We start from the raw sequence: 17,432 nt of genomic DNA, 5'->3' as shown, positions 1-17,432 counted from the left end.
CCTGATTCTTGACCCCCAACAGGCAGACCACCATGCCCAAATCCTTTGTTTCCGTGTCCGCTGCGCCCCGCCGCGTGGCCGCCGCAGCGGCCACCCTGTGCGCCGCGCTGGCCCTGGCCGGTTGTGCTTCCCAGGGCCCGGCCCATGAGCCGCTGGCCCGGCTGGGCGCCGCCGAACTGGGTCTGACGGCCCAGTCCGAGACAGGCGCCAATACCAGCCTGCCCGCCGCCGATTGGTGGAAGTCCCTGGGCGATGCCCAGCTGGATGCGCTGATCGCCCAGGCGCTGCAGGGCAGCCCCAGCCTGGCCATGAGCCGCGCCCGCTTCGACAAGGCTGCCGCCCTGGCCACGGCCACCAGCACGGCCACCGATGTGCGCGGCACGCTCGGCGTCGACGCCACGCGCCAGCACTACAGCGCCAACGGCCTGGTGCCCGCACCCATTGCCGGCCATACCTACAACACCGGCAACCTGCAGGCCGGCCTGAGCTGGACACCGGATTTCTTTGGCCGCCATGCCGCCGACCTGCAGGCCGCCCTGGGCCAGGCCCGTGCCGCCCAGGCCGACAGTGCCGCCGCCGCCAACCAGCTCGCCGCCCAGGTGGCGCGCAGCTATGTGGCGCTGGCTCGCCTGATTGCCCAAAAGGATGTGGCTGGCCGCACGCTGACCCAGCGCCAGTCGCTGCTGGACCTGAGCCAGCAGCGCACGCGCGCCGGGCTGGACAGCCAGGTGGAGCTGACCCAGGCCCAGGCCGGCCTGCCCGATGCCGGTACCCAGATCGAAATGCTGGACGAGCAGATCACGCTGGCGCGCCGCACCATCGCCGTGCTCTGCGGGCAGGCGCCCGAGGCGCAGCTGCAGCTGTCGCCCCGTCTGGCCGCGCTGCAGATCCAGGCCGTGCCTGGCCAATTGGGTGCCGACCTGCTGGGCCGCCGCCCCGATGTGGTGGCCGCGCGCTGGCGCGTGGAGTCCGCAACGCAGGGCATAGAGAGCGCGCGGGCGGATTTCTATCCCGATATCAATCTCACGGCCTTCATCGGCCTCAATGCCATCGGCCTGGACAACCTGTTCAAGGGCAGCTCGCGCCAGATGGGCATCACGCCCGCGCTGCGCCTGCCCCTGTTCGACGGCAAGCGCCTGCGCGCCCAGTTGCGCGGCACGCAGGCCGATCTGGACACCGCCATTGCCCAGTACAACGGCGTGGTGCTCGATGCGGTCAAGGAAGCGGGCGACGCCATCACTTCCGTGCAATCGCTGGTGCGCCAACAGCAGCTGCAGGCCGAGTCGCTGGAGAAGGCCGAACGCGCCTACGACTTTGCCGTGCAGCGCTACAAGGCAGGCCTGGCCAGCCAGGTGACGGTGCTGAACACCGAAACCCAGGTGATCACCCAGCGCCGCCTGGACGTGGACCTGCGCGCCCGCGCGCTGGACACGCGCGTGTCGCTGATGAAGGCGCTGGGCGGCGGCTGGACCGATGGCACGGCTGCCGTGCAGGTCAGCCAGCACTGAGATCGCAACCCGCACAGGAATCCACCGCACTCTTGACCCTCCACCGGGCAGACCGCCAGCCAGCGTGACAGACCGCCAGCTCCCTGCCCCGGCCGCACAACCACATTCACAGATAACAAAGCGCCGTACACCATGACCGACTCCAACAAGCAAGCACCCAGCCCTGCCGCCGCACCGGCCGCAGCCTCGCCCGTGGCCAATCCGCAGGGTCGCCGCAAGGGCCTGACCCTCATCGCCGCCGCAGTCGCGGTGGCCGCCGTCGCCTGGGGCGGCTGGCACTGGATGGTGGCCCGCAACTACCAGACCACGGACAACGCCTATGTGGCGGGCAACGTGGTGCAGATCACGCCGCAGATCGGCGGCACGGTGATCAGCATCGGCGCCGACGACACCGACTACGTCAAGCCCGGCCAGCTGCTGGTGCAGCTGGACTCGGCCGATGCCCTGGTTGCCCTGTCCCAGGCCGAGTCGCAACTGGCCCAGACCGTGCGCCAGGTGCGCACGCTGTACGCCAACAATGCCCCCCTGGTCGCCCAGGTGGCCCAGCGCGAGGCCGACCTGGCCCGCCTGCAGGCCGATGCCGCCCGCGCCCGCGAGGACGTGGACCGCCGCCGCCCGCTGCTGGCCACGGGCGCCGTGGGCAAGGAAGAGTTCGACCACGCCCAGTCCCTGGCCCGCACGGCAGGCAATGCCGCCTCTGCAGCAGAAGCCGCCGTGCGCGCCGCCAAGGCGCAGCTGACCGCTGCCGAAGCCCAGACCAAGGGCAGCAGCGCCGAAGAGCACCCCAGCGTGATCGCCGCTTCCGCCAAGGTGCGCGAGGCCTATCTGGCGCTGCAGCGCACGCGCCTGGTCTCGCCCGTGGAAGGCTATGTGGCCAAGCGCGGCGTGCAACTGGGCCAGCGCGTGGCCTCGGGCGCGCCGCTGATGACCGTGGTGGGCCTGCACAACCTCTGGGTGGATGCCAACTTCAAGGAAAGCCAGCTGGCCCAGCTGCGCATAGGCCAGAAGACCGAACTGACGGCCGATGTCTACGGCGACAAGATCAGCTATCACGGCACCGTGGTGGGCATGGGTGCAGGCACGGGCGCGGCCTTCTCGCTGCTGCCCGCGCAAAACGCCACCGGCAACTGGATCAAGGTGGTGCAGCGCGTGCCCGTGCGCATTGCACTGTCGCAGGAAGACCTGGCCCAGCACCCGCTGCGCGTGGGCCTGTCGATGGAGGCCAAGGTGGACGTGCGCGACCAGCAGGGTGAAGTCCTGGCAACCGCCACGCGCAATGCCCCCGTGGCCCAGACCTCCATCTACGACATGGCATTGCCGCAGGCCGAGGAACGCATCGCCCACATCGTGGCAGGCCAGAACGTGGCACCGCTCAAGCAGCTGCCCGAGCTGCCGCCCGTCGCCATGGCCGATGCGCAAGACAGGGCACAGGGCAAGGCGCCAGCCGCAGTGGCCTCCGCGCCGGTTGACGCGCAGGCCACGCAGTCCAAGTAAGCAGGCATCGCTTCCCCGCCTTCCCAGAACCTACGCGGACTGCCTATGACTTCCTCTACCACCGCCGTGCCGGAGCCGGCGCAGCCGGGTGGGCCGACCGTGCCGCCTGCCGCGCCACCCTCGGCATCGCCTGCCATGCCCGCACGGCCCGCACCGCTCAAGGGCGCCCAGCTGGCCCTGGGCACGCTGGCCCTGTCGCTGGCCACCTTCATGAACGTGCTGGACTCGTCCATTGCCAACGTCGCCATTCCGGCGATATCGGGCGACGTGGGCGTCAGCCCCAGCCAGGGCACATGGGTGATCACCAGCTTTGGCGTGGCCAATGCCATCTCGGTGCCGCTCACGGGCTGGCTCACGCAGCGCTTCGGCGCCGTGCGCTTGTTCACCATGAGCGTGCTGCTGTTCGTGCTGACCTCCTGGCTGTGCGGCTTTGCCTCGTCGCTGGAGATGCTGGTGCTGTTCCGCGTGCTCCAGGGGCTGGTCGCCGGGCCCATGATCCCGCTGTCGCAGACACTGCTGCTGTCCAGCTACCCGCCGGCCAAGGCCGGGGTGGCGCTGGCGCTGTGGGGGATGACCACCCTGGTGGCGCCCGTGGTCGGGCCGCTGCTGGGGGGCTGGATCACGGACAACATCTCCTGGCCCTGGATCTTCTACATCAACGTGCCCGTGGGCCTGCTGTCGGCCCTGATGACCTGGAGCATCTACCGCAGCCGCGAGACCCCTACGCGCAAGCTGCCCATCGACTCCGTGGGCCTGGCCCTGCTGGTGCTGTGGGTGGGCGCGCTGCAGCTGATGCTGGACAAGGGCAAGGAGCTGGACTGGTTCGCCTCGGGCGAGATCGTCACGCTGTGCGTGCTGGCCATCGTGAGCTTCGTGGTCTTCCTGGTCTGGGAGCTGACGGATGCGCACCCGGTGGTGGACCTGCGCCTGTTCATGCGCCGCAATTTCGCGGCGGGCTCGGTGGCACTGTCGATTGCCTACGGCCTGTTCTTCGGCAACGTGGTGCTGCTGCCGCTGTGGCTGCAGCAGTGGATGGGCTATACCTCCACCACGGCCGGCATGGCGCTGGCGCCGGTGGGCATCTTCGCCATCATCCTGACGCCGCTGGTGGGCCGCAAGGTCACGCAGTGGGACCCGCGCAAGATGGCCACGGGCGCCTTCGTGGTGTTCGCCCTGGTGCTGTGGATGCGCTCGCGCTTCACGGTGGAGACGGACTTCATGCACATCCTGGTGCCCACGCTGATCCAGGGCGGGGCCATGGCGTTCTTCTTCATCCCGCTGACGACGATCACGCTGTCGGGCATCTCGCCGGACCGTATCCCGGCCGCCGCCGGCCTGAGCAACTTCGTGCGCATCACGGCGGGTGCCATGGGCACCTCCATCGCCACTACGCTGTGGGAAAACCGCGCCGCGCTGCACCACGCCCATCTGACCGAAGGGCTGATCCAGGGCCAGGGCGTGTTCGGCGTCACCCTGCAGGGGCTACAGGCCGCAGGCCTGAGCCAGGCGCAGGCGCTGGCCCAGATCAACCGGCTTATCGACCAGCAGGCCTACACGCGGGCGGCGGACGACATCTTCCTGGCGTCGTCCGTGCTGTTCCTGGTGCTGATCGTGCTGATCTGGATGACCAGGCGCCCTGCGGGCCATGCCGGCGGTGCCGAGGCGGCCGGCGCCCATTGAGGCCCAGCTTGCGGCCATCACGACAAGGAGCTGCCTGCAGGGGCAGCTCCTTTTTTGTTTACATGACGACACGCAAGGCGCCTTGAATCGGGCCGCCAAGACCACCATCTCGACAGGGCTGCGCCACCGGTTCCATGATGGCGGCGGCCTGAACACCGACGGAGCACCGTGAAAACACCTCGCATCTTCCGCGCCCCGATTGCCGACTACGCCCAATCACCCCAGTCGGCGGGCGGGCGCTTTCGCAACGTCCATCCCCGCCCCGCCAACGCGCCCCAGCCCGACGCCAAGGTGATGTGGGACTTTTTCTTCAACAAGCCCAAGGACACCGAGCCTGCCGCGCCCCTGCCCGTGCAGCGGCTCACCCCGGCCGACCTGGCCGCCGCGCCCGAGCGCAGCCTGTACCGCCTGGGCCACTCCACGCTGCTGATGAAACTGCGCGGCGGCTGGTGGATCACCGACCCGGTGTTTGCCGAGCGCGCCTCGCCCTTTTCCTTCATCGGCCCCAAGCGCTTTCATGCGCCGCCCATCGCCCTGCATGAACTGCCCGCGCTGCGCGGCGTGGTGCTCTCGCACGACCACTACGACCATCTGGACCGTGCCACCATCCGCGCCCTGGCGCCCCGGGTCGACTTTTTCCTGTGCACGCTGGGCGTGGGCGACCGGCTCATGGACTGGGGCGTGGCCCCCGAGAAGGTGCGCCAGTTCGACTGGTGGCAGGACGTGCAGGTGGACGGCCTGCGCTTCACGGCCACGCCGGCCCAGCATTTCTCGGGCCGGGGCCTGCGCGACGGCAACCGCACGCTGTGGGCGTCCTGGGTCATCGAGGACCTGGCAAGCGCCGACACGCTGCGTGTCTTCTTCAGCGGCGACGGCGGCTATTTCGACGGCTTTGCGGAAATCGGCCGGCGCTTCGGCCCCTTCGACCTCACGCTGATGGAAACCGGCGCCTACGACCCGCACTGGCCCTATGTGCACATGCACCCGGCCCAGACCGTGCAGGCCCACCGCGACCTGGGCGGACGCTGGCTGCTGCCCATTCACAACGGCACCTTCAGCCTGGCCATGCATGCCTGGTGGGACCCCTTCGAGCGCGTGCTGGCCCTGGGTGCCGAGCACGGCATTGCTGTGGCCACCCCCATGATGGGCGAGCGCGTGGACCTGGATGCACCCCATGCAGGCGAACGCTGGTGGCGTGCCCTGGTATCCCCTGCCGTGCAGGACGCAGCCGCATCAGCGCCACAGGCCCAGCCGCGATAAATCCGTTTTTGCTGCATTGCGTCATCGGCCTACGCGGGCCGGCATCCATCTGGATAAAGTGAACCCAGCTTCAGGAGTGCACATGGCAAATCGCAAAAATCCCCGGGCCGCCCTGGTCGCCCGCCAGGCCACCGACCTGGCCGTCGCAGCGCCCCAGGTCGTGGCCCATCGCCTCACCCGCATGGCCATGGCAGGCGCCAATCCCTCCGCGCGGGACCGGCGTGAATTCACACGCATGGTGTCCGAGAAACAGACGGCCTTTCAGCAATCGTGGGCGGCGATGGGCATGCAGTCCATGGTTGCCAGCCAGGCCCTGATGCAGGCCTGGATGCGCATGTGGTGGACCCCCTGGAGCACCTCCACCTGGAACGGCGGAGCCCTGGCATCGCAGGCCTCGCAATGGCAAAACGCCATGTGGGGCGTGGTGGGCAAGGGCCTGGCCCCCGTGCACCGCACGGCGGTGGCCAATGCCAAGCGCCTGGCGCGCGGCTGAGCACGGCCAAGCACGGTTAAGTGCGACTGATCGCTGCTCAACGCGGCTGATCCACCCATATCAAGCCCGCTCCATTCACCGGAGCGCGGCCGCGCGGCAGGGCCGATGCGAGGGCGAGGTTCGGGTATCCTCGCGGCCTTCGTTCCGTTTTGCTGCGCTGCCGCATTTCCAGGCATGGACTCCATGCAGAGACTGAAAACACGGCCGCGGCAGGCGGATTCCCCCTTTCTGCCATCGCTTTGCCAGTCTTCCCCGGAGTTCTCTGATGACACACAAGGCCCCGCCAGCCGGCCAGGGCCTGCACGGTCAAGACGACCTGCAGCGCAATCTCACCAACCGCCATATCCAGCTCATCGCCATCGGCGGGGCCATCGGCACGGGCCTGTTCATGGGCTCGGGCAAGACCATCAGCCTGGCCGGCCCGTCCATCATCTTTGTCTACACCATCATCGGCGTGATGCTGTTCTTCGTGATGCGGGCCATGGGCGAGCTGCTGCTGTCCAACCTGCAGTACCGCTCCTTCATCGACTTCTCGTCCGACCTGCTCGGCCCCTGGGCCGGCTTCTTCACGGGCTGGACGTACTGGTTCTGCTGGATCGTCACGGGCATTGCCGATGTGATTGCCATATCGGCCTACTCCCAATTCTGGTTCCCCGACCTGCCGCAGTGGGCACCGGCCATCGCCTGCGTGGGCCTGCTGCTGGGCCTGAACCTGCTGACGGTGAAGCTGTTCGGCGAGATCGAGTTCTGGTTCGCCATGATCAAGATCGTGGCCATCGTGGCCCTGGTGGGCACGGGGCTTTACATGGTGGGTGCCGCCTTCGTCTCGCCTGCTGGCCGCACGGCCAGCCTGTCCAACCTCTGGAATGACGGCGGCATGTTCCCCAACGGGATGATGGGCTTCTTCGCAGGCTTCCAGATCGCGGTGTTCGCCTTCGTGGGCATCGAGCTGGTGGGCACCACGGCGGCCGAGGCCAAGGACCCCGAGCGCACGCTGCCGCGGGCCATCAACTCCATTCCCGTGCGCATCATCGTGTTCTACGTGCTGGCCCTGATCGCCATCATGGCCGTCACCCCCTGGCGCGACGTGGTGCCCGGCAAGAGCCCGTTCGTGGAGCTGTTCGTGCTCGCAGGCCTGCCGGCCGCCGCAGGCGTGATCAATTTCGTGGTGCTGACCTCGGCCGCCTCGTCGGCCAACAGCGGCGTGTTCTCCACCAGCCGCATGCTCTACGGCCTGGCGCTCAAGGGCGATGCGCCCCGGGCCTTCCACCGGCTGTCGCGCAGCAGCGTGCCCTCGCGCGGGCTGCTGTTTTCCTGCACCTGCCTGCTGGCCGGCGCGTTTCTGATGTGGGTGGTGCCCGATCTGGTGGAAGCCTTCACGCTGGTGACCACGGTATCGGCCATTCTGTTCATGTTCGTGTGGTCGCTGATCCTGCTGTCGTACATGGCCTACCGGCGCCAGCGCGCGGCCCTGCATGAGGCCTCGCGCTACAAGATGCCCGGCGGCGTGGCCATGTGCTGGGCCTGCCTGATGTTCTTTGCCGCCATCCTGGGCCTGCTCACCCTGCAGGCCGACACGCGCCAGGCGCTGGTGGTGACGCCGGCCTGGTTTGCCCTGCTGGCCATCGCCTACCAGTTCGTGCGCCGCCAGGCATCGCGCCAGTCGGCGGAGCGTTCCACCGCCCTTGCAGGCACGGCAGCCGAACCGCGCTGACCACCTCCCGGCCGCCCCCCTGCGCATGGGGGCGGCCATTGCAGGGGGCCTTTGGCGCCCGCGCTCCCTCTGCGCACCCCCTTCAGCGCCTCCCTCAGCGCCTCCGCTGCCCCTCTTGCTGCGCACCAAACTTGTGCACAGCATCTTTGGCCTGTCCAGCAGTTAGATAACGAGTGAACAAAAAAACAACTGTCTTTACGCCAACAAAAAGATGTGGATACAAATCGTTATCATTCGCACCTTGATTTTTAACCAAACCGGAACTTTACAAAGATGGTCAGAATCTCGGTGCTCCGCCCGCTTCCTCTTTGCGCCGCCCTGGCATGCACAGCCATGGCCCATGCCCAGTCAGCAGACAACAAGGCCGACACGTCCCTGTCCACCGTGGTGGTGACCGCCTCGGGCACGGCCGTGGACATCAAGGAAGCGCCGGCCAGCATCAGCGTGATCACCCGCGAGGACATCGAGCGCAAGCCCGTCACCAGCATCGGCGAGCTGCTGTCCACCATTCCCGGCGTCACCGGCGGCCTGTCCGGCACGGGCGCCCAGTCCAAGATCAAGCTGCGCGGCCTGCCCGAGAAGTACACGCTGATCCTGGTGGACGGCAAGCGCCAGGGCAACTCGGCCGGCATCAACTACCGCGACGACCTGGGCTCGCAGGATCTGGACTGGATCTCGCCCGAGATGATCGAGCGCATCGAGGTGGTGCGCGGTCCCATGTCCTCGCTGTACGGCTCGGACGCCATGGGCGGCGTGATCAACATCATCACGCGCAAGATCGGCAAGCGCTGGAGCGGCTCGACCACGCTGAACTACAGCAAGCCCTCCGACGGCGACCGCGGCGACACGCGCCAGCTGGGCTTCAACATCAGCGGCCCGCTGTCCGACAAGTTCGGCCTGCGCCTGGGCGGCAACTACACGGACCGCGCTGCCGACGAGAGCACGGGCGGCTTCCCGGGCACCTACCAGTCCACGGCCGGCTCGCGCAAGCAAAACCTCAACGCCCTGCTCAACTGGCAGCTCACGCCCGACCAGGTGATCGGCATCGAGGCCGCGCAAGGCATCCAGCGCGCCACGGGCTCCGACGCGCGCACGGCGTCGGGCGACCAGGTGGTCTATCCCTGGGGCCTGAGCAAGCTGGAGCAGACCAAGTTCGGCCTCAGCCATGACGGCCGCTGGGGCGACCTGACCTCCAAGCTCAACCTCGTGCACAACAAGTACGAGGACAAGGGCGACACCATCGGCAACAACTCCAAGGAAACCACGCTGGACGGCCGCATCGACAAGCCGTTGAAGCTGTGGGGCCTGGACCAGGCCATGACGCTGGGCATGCAGTGGCGCCGCGAGTCGCTGGACAACCGCGACACCATCGGCCTGGCTCCCATCGACTACGCGGGGCGCCCGGTCTCGGGCTCGGGCCTGAGCGCCACCACCTGGGCGCTGTTCGGCGAGGACCAGATCTTCCTGCGCGACAACCTGGCGCTGACGCTGGGCCTGCGCATGGACCACCACCAGAAATACGGCAACAACTGGAGTCCGCGCGCCTACCTGGTCTACCACCCGGCCTCGGAGTGGACGGTTCGCGGCGGCGTCTCGCGCGGCTTCCGTGCGCCCAACCTGAAGGAAAACTCGGCCAGCGCCGCCACGCAATCCGGGGGCAACGGCTGCCGCAGCCTGGCCGGCATGGGCTGGACCAACACCAGCGTGAATGCCGACGGCACGCGCGGCTGCTACATGGCCGGCAACCCCGACCTGCAGCCCGAGACCAGCACCAACTTCGAGCTGGGTACCAGCTGGGACCGCAATGGCTGGGCGCTGGGTGCCACCTACTTCCACACCAACTTCAAGAACAAGATCGACTACCAGCCGCTGGGTTTCTACAACGGCTTCTGGTGGACACGCATGGCCAACGCCCAGCGTGCGCGTACGCGCGGCCTGGAAGGCTTCGTGAACGTTCCCCTGGCCAAGGGCCTGACCTGGAACACCAACATCACCAAGATGTTCGAGTCCAAGAACCTGAGCACGGGCGCCTCGCTGCTGGCCGTGCCCGAGCTGTCCATCTACTCGTCGCTGCAGTGGCAGATCCGCCAGGGCTGGTCCGCCATGTTCAGCGCCCGCCACGTGGGCAAGGAAGTCGTGACCACGGGCACGGCCACCACCTTCGCCAAGGCCTATACGACCTTTGACGTGTCCATGAACTACAACGTGACCGACACCCTGACCCTGCGCGCCGGCATCATCAACCTGGCCGACAAGGAAACCCGCACCATCGGCGCCAACTATGACAACGGCGGCCGTACCTACTTCGTGGGGATGACGGCGCGGTTCTGATGGCGCGGTTCTGATGGCCCGTTGCCGGCCCTTGCGCTGACCCAGACAAAGCGCCCGTTGTGACGGGCGCTTTTTTCATGGCGAGGAGCAAAGCCTCACTCCCAGACACCGCCCTGCGCAGGGGGCTTGCGCGTCAGCAATTCCTCGTCTGTCAAGGGCCGGCCTGTCCAGACATTCACCTTCGAGGCGCCGGCCGCGTTGGCCAGCTCGCGCAAGGCCCTCAGTTCCACCTGGGTGAATCCGCCCTCGGGGTCGCCCAGCGGATGGATGACGATGTGCGGGGAGGCCGCCAGCCAGGCACGCCGATGCATGCGCCTGAGCTGGTACTTCAGAAGCTGCTCGGCCAGGATGAAGTCCGATATCAGCGAACGCGGGTGGGCGAAGGGATTGACGACTTCGGCAGGCTCCGATGCAGCCGCGAGCCTGGCCTGCGGGCCGGCCGCGAGAATCCGGCGCCGGGGCGGCGGACTCAGGGCCAGCTCGGGAACCTCCGACAAGGTCTGCCCGGTCTTCGGATCCTTCAGCGTCAGGCGCTCGGGAGAAATCTGTACGTAGATGAGTGATACGAAGGCAGAGAGCATGGATATCCATCAATCGATTTTCTGAACCACGGTCTGGCCCGGCAGCAAGGCCCGGCCATCACCACCGCGCGGCAGCATGGGCGCGACAGGCAGGCCTGTCTGGCGGTCCAGCAGCAACGAATGCGCCTCGCCCGGCGCGAACAGATGGCCTTCGCCCCATTGCCGCAACGCCACGATCACCGGGAACAGCTCCAGTCCCTGAGCCGTGAGCACGTATTCCAGGTAGGCCGAGCCTTCGGCGGCCGGTCGGGTTTCCAGGATGCCGGCCTCCACCAGCCGGCGCAGCCGGTCGGCCAGGATATTGCGGGCCGCGCCCAGGCTTCGCTGGAAATCGCCAAAGCGGCTGATGCCGTCAAAGGCATCGCGCACGATGAGCAGCGACCAGCGGTCGCCGATCACATCCAGGGAGCGGGCCACCGGACAGGGCTGCGGTGTGTCAGGGCGGATGTCTTCTTTCATGGCGTCATTTTGGTTGCATTTCAAAACTGGTTCAACTAGCATCCAACTAGTTTTGTTTTGCAACTGGACTCAACCCATGAACGCCCTCCCTGCCCCGGACACGGTCCGCATGCCGCGCAGCCTGGTGCTGTTGTTCGCCGCTGCCAGCGGCCTGAGCGTGGCCAATGTTTACTACGCCCAGCCGCTGCTGGAGGCGCTGGCGGCCGACTTCGGCATCAGCCATGCGGCCGTGGGCGGCGTGGTCACCGCCACGCAGGCCGGCTGCGCGCTGGCACTGCTGCTGCTGGTGCCGCTGGGCGACCGGCTGGAGCGGCGGCGGCTCATGCTTTTGCAGTTGCTGGGCCTGGTACTGGCCCTGGCGGCCGTCAGCACCGCGCGTTCGGCCGTTCTGCTGCTGGGGGGCATGCTGGCCGTGGGCCTGCTGGGCACGGCCATGACGCAGGGGCTGATCGCCTATGCGGCCAGCGCCAGCCAGGCGCATGAGCGCGGGCGCGTGGTGGGCGCGGCCCAGGGCGGTGTTTTCATCGGCCTGCTTTTGGCGCGCGTGTTTGCCGGCGCCGTGGGTGACCTGGCTGGCTGGCGTGGCGTCTATGCCTGCTCGGCCCTGTTGATGCTGGCCCTGGCCTGGCTCCTGTGGCGGCAACTGCCCCGGCTGGCGGTGCCCTTGCATGCACCCAGCTACACGCAGCTGCTCGCCTCCATGCTCCAGCTGCTGCGCCAGGACCGCATGCTGCGCACACGCGGCATGCTGGCCCTGCTGATGTTTGCCACCTTCAATATCTTCTGGAGCGCCCTGGTCCTGCCGCTGAGCGCACCGCCCTACAGCCTGTCGCTCACGGCCATCGGCGCCTTTGGCCTGGCCGGCGTGGTGGGCGCACTGGCAGCAGCCCGTGCCGGGCACTGGGCCGACCAGGGTTTCGCGCAGCGCACCAGCCTGGGCGCGCTGGTGATCCTGCTGCTGGCCTGGGCGCCGATTGCGCTGCTGGAGCAGTCCCTGTGGGCGCTGGTTGCCGGCATCGTGCTGCTGGACCTGGGCGGCCAGGCCCTGCATGTGACCAACCAGAGCCTGATCTTTCGCAGCAATCCGCAGGCCCACAGCCGGCTGGTGGGCCTGTACATGCTGTTCTATGCCGTGGGCAGCGGGCTGGGCGCGCTGATTGCCACCAATGCCTACGCGCGGTTTGGCTGGCACGGCGTCTGCGTGGCGGGGGCGGCGTTCAGCCTGGCGGCCCTGGTGTTCTGGGCCATGACACGGGAAACGGCTGCCCAGGCCAGCGTTCCCGCCTAGACCCGGCTCACCAGCTCCGAAGGCACCCGGCCCAGCGCCTTGCGGAACATGGTGGAAAACGCGCTGGGGCTGTCATAGCCGAGGTCCAGCGCCACCTGCGTGACCGATGCGCCCGCAGACAGCCGGGACACCGCCGCCAGCAGGCAGGCCTGCTGGCGCCAGGCGCCAAAGGCCATGCCTGTGTGCTGCTGGAAAAACCGGCTGAAGGTGCGCAGGCTCTTGTTCAGCGTCTGCGCCCAGTCCTGCGGCGTGGCGCGGATGCTGGGCTGGGCCAGGAACTGCTTGCACAGGGCGGCCAGCTTTTCATCGCGGGGAATGGGCGCGAACAGCGGCAGGCTGCGGGCCGAGGCCAGCTCATGCAGCACCAGCGTGACCAGGGCGCCGTCGCGGCCTGCTTCGTCGTACAGCGCCGGCAGGTCGGCGCAGGACAGCAGCAGCTGGTGCAGTAGCGGGGTGACGACCAGGGCCTCGCAGTGCACACCCGGGCGGGGCGCAGCAGCCGGTTCGATGTACAGGCTGCGCGTGCTCACGCCCTGCATGCGCACGCTGTGCGGCTTGCTGGCCGGAATCCACACGCCGCTGTAGGGCGGGATGGTCCAGGCGCCGTCGTCGGTTTCCACTTCCATCAGCCCGCTCATCCCGTAGAGAAACTGGGCACGCCGGTGGCTGTGCGTGGGCAGCAGCGTGCCAGGCGTGTAGTCGGTGCCGATGGCCAGCACATCGCGCGCCACGGCGTCCACGGAATGCAGCGGGATGTTGAGCATGGGAATGTCCGGAAAACAGCCAACAGGCTTTGGCAGGAATTCGAGGATTATTGACCCATCCGCGAAAGCAGGCCAAACCGCAGCATCCTAAGGTTCAGTCCTTGCTCGTTTTTTCCAAAGGACTGTCTGTGTTTCCTCTCCTGCTGCTGGCTTTCGGTGTGCTTGCCGGCGTGACCACCGTGCTCTTCGGCTTTGGCGGCGGCTTCGTGGCCGTTCCGCTGCTTTATGCGCTGCTGACCTCCATCCACGGCGCGGACTCCGCCATTGGCCAGGCTGCCATGCACATTGCCGTGGCCACCTCCACCTGCGTGATGATTTTTGGCGCCTCCATGGCCACGCTGCGCCAGCACCGCGCGGGCGCCCTGCCGTGGGAGCAGGTGCGGCCGCTGGCTGGCTTCATCGCGGCCGGCGCCGTGGCGGGCGCGGCGGCCGCCACCTGGCTCAACGGCGACTGGGTGCGCTGGGCTTTCATTGCCTACCTTGCGCTGACCATTGCCGACGCGCTGCTGCGCCCGGGCTTCGTGCACGGCACCACCGCCCAATTGCAGCCCATGGGCCGCAGGCCCGCCGCCATCGCAGGCCTGGCGATTGGCGCGATTGCAGCCTTCCTGGGCGTGGGCGGCAGCGTGATGACCGTGCCGCTGATGCGCCGGCGCGGCGCCAGCATGGCGGCCGCCACGGCCATGGCCAGCCCCCTGTCTCTGCCCATGGCCGTGGCGGGCACCGCTGCCTACATGCTGGCATCGCAGGGCGCGGGGCTGGGCCTCTGGCATGTGGGCTATGTGGACCTGCAGGCCTTTGCGCTGCTGACGGCCGGATCGTGGACGGGCATCAGGCTGGCGGCACCGCTGATCGGCCGCATTCCCGATGCCCTGCATGCCAAGGCCTACCTGGCCCTGCTGGGCCTGGTGCTGCTGGTCATGATCGTGGCCTGAGCGCTGCGCTCAACCCTCCTGGAAGATCGCTTCGATCCGGGTCTCGAACACCCGGGCAATGGCGAATGCCAGCGGCAGGCTGGGGTCGTAGCGGCCCGTCTCGATCGCATTCACGGTCTGGCGCGACACGCCCAGCAGGTCCGCCAGCGCGGCCTGGCTCCAGCCGCGCTCGGCGCGCAGTTCACGGATGGTGTTTTTCATGGGAGGGGCACTTTGGCGGAACAGCTCATCGGCTGCGCAGCCAGTGGGCCACCGAGGCAGCCACCCAGAGCGCACCCATCAAGGGCCATACCATGAACATGCTGAGCTTGGGAAAACCTGCCATTTCCAGGAATCCGTAGGTGAAGGTGATGCCGGCCGTGCCCGCCGCCGCAATCGCCAGCTGCTCCAGCATGGACTTGCGCAGGAACTCGTCGGTATCGCGCACCAGGCGCACGATGGCCCGCACGGCCAGCGCAAACGCCAGCATGGGGCTCAGCAGCAGCGCTGTGCGCAGGGCCCCGGCCTGCATGTCGGCGCTGAGCAAAAGCGCCCCCACAAGCAGCGCCATGTAGAGCAGCAGCGCAAATCCAAGTTCCTTCTGGTAGCGGCGGTTGGTGACCGTTGTTTGATTCATGGAAGTCTCTCGCAATGTGTAAAGGATGCTTGACATTGTGCGATGCCACCGGCGGGTATGTCAAGCAAGCTTTACATCGGTACTGAACGCCCCGCCGTACAATCGCCGCCGTTGGTGCCAGCAGCCCCAGGGGCTGCGGTTAAACGGGAAACATGGGGCGGCCAGATAAAGCCGCCCGCATGTACTGCCCCCGCAACAGTGAGTGAAACGCCGCGTGCATTGCACCGGCCCCCGCCAAACCCGTGCCACTGGGCGTACAGCCCGGGAAGGCCTTGGCGAGTGCGTCACCAGTCTGGATACCGGCCAACAGGCGGCCGGCCGCGCATGCAGCGCAGCCGGTCTTTGTGGTTTCCGTGCCGGCGGGGTCGCTGGCGCGCAACTGGCTCGCATCCATGCACACCCTCGCCCTCGCGCGCGCCCCTGGCGCCGCTCTTCGCTCGCCCTCGGCGTTCCCCGTACTGCGCACGTTGTCCGCCCTGGCTGCGGCCTCGCTGCTGGCCTGCCAGGCCCAAGCACAGGTACAACAGGCACAACAGGCGCAGCGCGCACAGACCTCCCAGCTCGATACGGTGGTCGTCACCGCCTCGCGCAGCGAACAGTCCCTGCGCACCGTCACGGCCGACATGACCGTGATCGACGCCGAGACCATTGCCCGCAGCGGCGCCACGGGCGTGGCCGACCTGCTGGTGCAGGTGCCGGGCGTGCAGATCAACCGCAATGGCGGGCCGGGCCAGGTCACCTCGGTCTACCTGCGCGGCACCAGCAACCAGCACACTGCCGTGTTCATCGACGGCGTGCGCTACAGCTCGCAGGAGCTGCAGGGCGGCGCGGTCTGGTCCACCCTGCCGCTGGCGCAGATCGAGCGCATCGAGGTGCTGCGCGGCCCGGCCGCCGCCATCTATGGCTCAGACGCCATGGGCGGCGTAATCCAGATCTTCACCAAGCGGGCGGACGGCCAGACCCGCGCCTATGCCGAGGCGGGCATAGGCAACCAGGGCACCAGCAAGCTGGCCACGGGATTTCAGGGCGGAGCCAACGGCTTCACCTACGGGCTGAACCTGGCGGACGAGCGCAGCGACGGCTTCGACGTCTACCCCGGCAACACCTTCTCGCCCAACCCGGACAAGGATGGCTACAGCAACACCTCGCTGGGCCTGAACGCGGGCTACAAAACGGGCATCCACCAGATCGACGCCAGCCTGCTGCACAGCCGCCTGCGCACCCACTACGACCAGAGCCCGCCGCCTTTCGACGACTACGACGTGGTCAAGAACACCACCGGCAGCCTGCGCTGGCAGGCAGGCTGGAACGCCATGTACAAAAGCGTGGTCCAGGTCTCCCATACCGACAGCCAAAGCGACCGCCACACCCAGTCGTCGGAAAGCGCCAAGGGCCGCTCCACCAACTACCTGCTGCAGAACCTGTTCACGCTGGGCCAGCACCGTTTCAACATCGACCTGGAACGCCGCGAGGACAGGCTGGACACGCAATACGCCTGGACGCAGAACACCGACAGCCGGCGCGTGCAGAACTCCCTGTCGGCCGGCTGGCGCCTGACGGAGGGGCGCCACCAGTTCGACGCCAACCTGCGCCACGACCAGGTGCGCGACCAGCAGAACAAGACCACGGGCGGCCTGGGCTACGGCCTGCAGATCGACGAGCGCTGGCGCTGGGTGGCATCGGCCGGCACGGCCTTCCGCACGCCCACGCTGTACGAACGCTTCACGGGCCAGGCGGCGGCCGACCTCAAGCCCGAAAGCAGCACCAACGTGGAAACGGGCCTGCACTATGCGGCCGGTGCCAACCGCCTCTCGACCGTGGTCTACCGCAACAAGTTCAAGAACCTCATCACCTACGACTGGAACAGCGCCCTTCCCTGCAACTGCTACCGCAACTGGCAGAGCGCGGAGATCACCGGCCTGACGCTGTCGGGCAGCACGCGCCTGGGCAGCGCCAACCTGGGCGCCTCGCTGGACTTCATGAACCCCGAGAACCTGGAGACCGGCAAGCTGCTGCCCTACCGCTCCAAGCGCATGCTCAAGCTCAACGCCGACACCCAGGCGGCCGGCTGGACGCTGGGCGGCGAAGCGCAGCTGTACAGCGGCCGCTACGCAGACGAGGCGAACACCCTGCAACTGGGCGGTTACGGCGTGGTCAACCTCTACGCCCAGCGCCAGCTGACCAGGCAATGGACGCTGCTGGCCCGCGTCAACAACATCGCCGACCGCGACTACGCCCCCACGCGCGGCTACGCCAACGCAGGCCGCACCGTGTTCGTCAGCGTGCGCTGGACTCCCCTGCCCTGACCG

At 67.8% G+C, this 17,432-nt stretch carries 15 protein-coding genes and 1 riboswitch; of the genes, 10 read left to right on the top strand and 5 right to left on the bottom strand.

Annotation, left to right across the window (positions count from 1 at the left end):
- The first annotated feature begins 32 nt into the window (after positions 1-32).
- The 7 genes from BW39_RS12125 to BW39_RS12090 all read left to right on the top strand — a co-directional run bounded on the left by BW39_RS12125 (position 33) and on the right by BW39_RS12090 (position 10,480).
- A complete protein-coding gene (locus BW39_RS12125) occupies positions 33-1,508 on the top strand; it encodes an efflux transporter outer membrane subunit (protein WP_043821987.1) in 1,476 nt (491 codons plus the stop codon).
- Between the two features lie 132 nt (positions 1,509-1,640).
- Complete coding sequence (locus BW39_RS12120; protein WP_043821954.1) at positions 1,641-3,002, top strand: HlyD family secretion protein; 1,362 nt, start codon at positions 1,641-1,643, stop codon at positions 3,000-3,002.
- Positions 3,003-3,047: 45 nt separating this feature from the next.
- On the top strand, positions 3,048-4,682 hold the full coding sequence (locus BW39_RS12115) for a DHA2 family efflux MFS transporter permease subunit (protein WP_043821952.1): 1,635 nt from the start codon (positions 3,048-3,050) through the stop codon (positions 4,680-4,682).
- A 168-nt stretch (positions 4,683-4,850) separates the two neighbouring features.
- Positions 4,851-5,942 (top strand): MBL fold metallo-hydrolase, encoded by a 1,092-nt coding sequence (locus BW39_RS12105; RefSeq protein WP_043821950.1) that lies wholly within the window; start codon positions 4,851-4,853, stop codon positions 5,940-5,942.
- Positions 5,943-6,024: 82 nt separating this feature from the next.
- Complete coding sequence (locus BW39_RS12100; protein WP_012205566.1) at positions 6,025-6,435, top strand: polyhydroxyalkanoate granule-associated phasin; 411 nt, start codon at positions 6,025-6,027, stop codon at positions 6,433-6,435.
- A 265-nt stretch (positions 6,436-6,700) separates the two neighbouring features.
- On the top strand, positions 6,701-8,149 hold the full coding sequence (cycA, locus tag BW39_RS12095; RefSeq protein ID WP_043821949.1) for a D-serine/D-alanine/glycine transporter: 1,449 nt from the start codon (positions 6,701-6,703) through the stop codon (positions 8,147-8,149).
- A 333-nt stretch (positions 8,150-8,482) separates the two neighbouring features.
- A complete protein-coding gene (locus BW39_RS12090; RefSeq protein ID WP_043821947.1) occupies positions 8,483-10,480 on the top strand; it encodes a TonB-dependent receptor domain-containing protein in 1,998 nt (665 codons plus the stop codon).
- 95 nt (positions 10,481-10,575) lie between these two features.
- Here the strand turns inward: BW39_RS12090 and BW39_RS12085 are convergent, their stop codons facing one another.
- Positions 10,576-11,061, bottom strand: coding sequence for a rod shape-determining protein (locus BW39_RS12085; protein ID WP_034398539.1), 486 nt, complete (start codon positions 11,059-11,061; stop codon positions 10,576-10,578).
- 9 nt (positions 11,062-11,070) lie between these two features.
- Positions 11,071-11,520: a winged helix-turn-helix transcriptional regulator gene (locus tag BW39_RS12080; protein WP_043821945.1), complete on the bottom strand. Its 450-nt coding sequence runs from the start codon at positions 11,518-11,520 to the stop codon at positions 11,071-11,073.
- 76 nt (positions 11,521-11,596) lie between these two features.
- Between BW39_RS12080 and BW39_RS12075 the strand changes: the two genes are divergently transcribed.
- The gene (locus tag BW39_RS12075; RefSeq protein WP_043821944.1) at positions 11,597-12,808 is read left to right on the top strand and encodes an MFS transporter; all 1,212 of its coding nucleotides are present in this window, start codon (positions 11,597-11,599) and stop codon (positions 12,806-12,808) included.
- Here BW39_RS12075 and BW39_RS12070 read toward each other — a convergent pair.
- Positions 12,805-13,572, bottom strand: a complete 768-nt coding sequence (locus BW39_RS12070) for an AraC family transcriptional regulator (protein ID WP_043821942.1) — start codon at positions 13,570-13,572, stop codon at positions 12,805-12,807. The genes BW39_RS12075 and BW39_RS12070 overlap by 4 nt on opposite strands.
- Positions 13,573-13,700: 128 nt before the next feature.
- On the opposite strand from BW39_RS12070, the gene BW39_RS12065 reads away from it, so the two are divergent.
- The gene (locus BW39_RS12065; protein WP_043821940.1) at positions 13,701-14,507 is read left to right on the top strand and encodes a sulfite exporter TauE/SafE family protein; all 807 of its coding nucleotides are present in this window, start codon (positions 13,701-13,703) and stop codon (positions 14,505-14,507) included.
- 9 nt (positions 14,508-14,516) lie between these two features.
- On the opposite strand, the gene BW39_RS12060 is transcribed toward BW39_RS12065, so the two are convergent.
- Both BW39_RS12060 and BW39_RS12055 read right to left on the bottom strand, forming a co-directional pair.
- Positions 14,517-14,708, bottom strand: a complete 192-nt coding sequence (locus BW39_RS12060) for a helix-turn-helix transcriptional regulator (protein ID WP_013802457.1) — start codon at positions 14,706-14,708, stop codon at positions 14,517-14,519.
- A 25-nt stretch (positions 14,709-14,733) separates the two neighbouring features.
- Positions 14,734-15,123 (bottom strand): hypothetical protein, encoded by a 390-nt coding sequence (locus BW39_RS12055; protein ID WP_012205557.1) that lies wholly within the window; start codon positions 15,121-15,123, stop codon positions 14,734-14,736.
- A 96-nt stretch (positions 15,124-15,219) separates the two neighbouring features.
- Positions 15,220-15,445, top strand: a riboswitch (cobalamin riboswitch).
- A 70-nt stretch (positions 15,446-15,515) separates the two neighbouring features.
- On the opposite strand from BW39_RS12055, the gene BW39_RS12045 reads away from it, so the two are divergent.
- Positions 15,516-17,429, top strand: coding sequence for a TonB-dependent receptor domain-containing protein (locus tag BW39_RS12045; protein ID WP_043821939.1), 1,914 nt, complete (start codon positions 15,516-15,518; stop codon positions 17,427-17,429).
- Positions 17,430-17,432 lie beyond the last annotated feature (3 nt).

It is taken from the genome of Delftia sp. RIT313 (assembly GCF_000632165.1).
GTDB lineage: Bacteria > Pseudomonadota > Gammaproteobacteria > Burkholderiales > Burkholderiaceae_C > Comamonas > Comamonas acidovorans.
The sequence above is the reverse complement of the archived record's forward strand: the minus strand, read 5'-3'. Positions and strand labels throughout refer to the sequence as shown.

What these genes read in the sequence shown, in the direction of transcription:
- BW39_RS12125 (WP_043821987.1), top strand. Translation starts at nt 33, where the DNA reads ATGCCCAAATCCTTTGTTTCCGTGTCCGCTGCGCCCCGCCGCGTGGCC.
- BW39_RS12120 (WP_043821954.1), top strand. Translation starts at nt 1,641, where the DNA reads ATGACCGACTCCAACAAGCAAGCACCCAGCCCTGCCGCCGCACCGGCC.
- BW39_RS12115 (WP_043821952.1), top strand. Translation starts at nt 3,048, where the DNA reads ATGACTTCCTCTACCACCGCCGTGCCGGAGCCGGCGCAGCCGGGTGGG.
- BW39_RS12100 (WP_012205566.1), top strand. Translation starts at nt 6,025, where the DNA reads ATGGCAAATCGCAAAAATCCCCGGGCCGCCCTGGTCGCCCGCCAGGCC.
- cycA (WP_043821949.1), top strand. Translation starts at nt 6,701, where the DNA reads ATGACACACAAGGCCCCGCCAGCCGGCCAGGGCCTGCACGGTCAAGAC.
- BW39_RS12090 (WP_043821947.1), top strand. Translation starts at nt 8,483, where the DNA reads ATGGCCCATGCCCAGTCAGCAGACAACAAGGCCGACACGTCCCTGTCC.
- BW39_RS12085 (WP_034398539.1), bottom strand. Translation starts at nt 11,061, where the DNA reads ATGCTCTCTGCCTTCGTATCACTCATCTACGTACAGATTTCTCCCGAG.
- BW39_RS12080 (WP_043821945.1), bottom strand. Translation starts at nt 11,520, where the DNA reads ATGAAAGAAGACATCCGCCCTGACACACCGCAGCCCTGTCCGGTGGCC.
- BW39_RS12075 (WP_043821944.1), top strand. Translation starts at nt 11,597, where the DNA reads ATGAACGCCCTCCCTGCCCCGGACACGGTCCGCATGCCGCGCAGCCTG.
- BW39_RS12070 (WP_043821942.1), bottom strand. Translation starts at nt 13,572, where the DNA reads ATGCTCAACATCCCGCTGCATTCCGTGGACGCCGTGGCGCGCGATGTG.
- BW39_RS12060 (WP_013802457.1), bottom strand. Translation starts at nt 14,708, where the DNA reads ATGAAAAACACCATCCGTGAACTGCGCGCCGAGCGCGGCTGGAGCCAG.
- BW39_RS12055 (WP_012205557.1), bottom strand. Translation starts at nt 15,123, where the DNA reads ATGAATCAAACAACGGTCACCAACCGCCGCTACCAGAAGGAACTTGGA.
- BW39_RS12045 (WP_043821939.1), top strand. Translation starts at nt 15,516, where the DNA reads ATGCACACCCTCGCCCTCGCGCGCGCCCCTGGCGCCGCTCTTCGCTCG.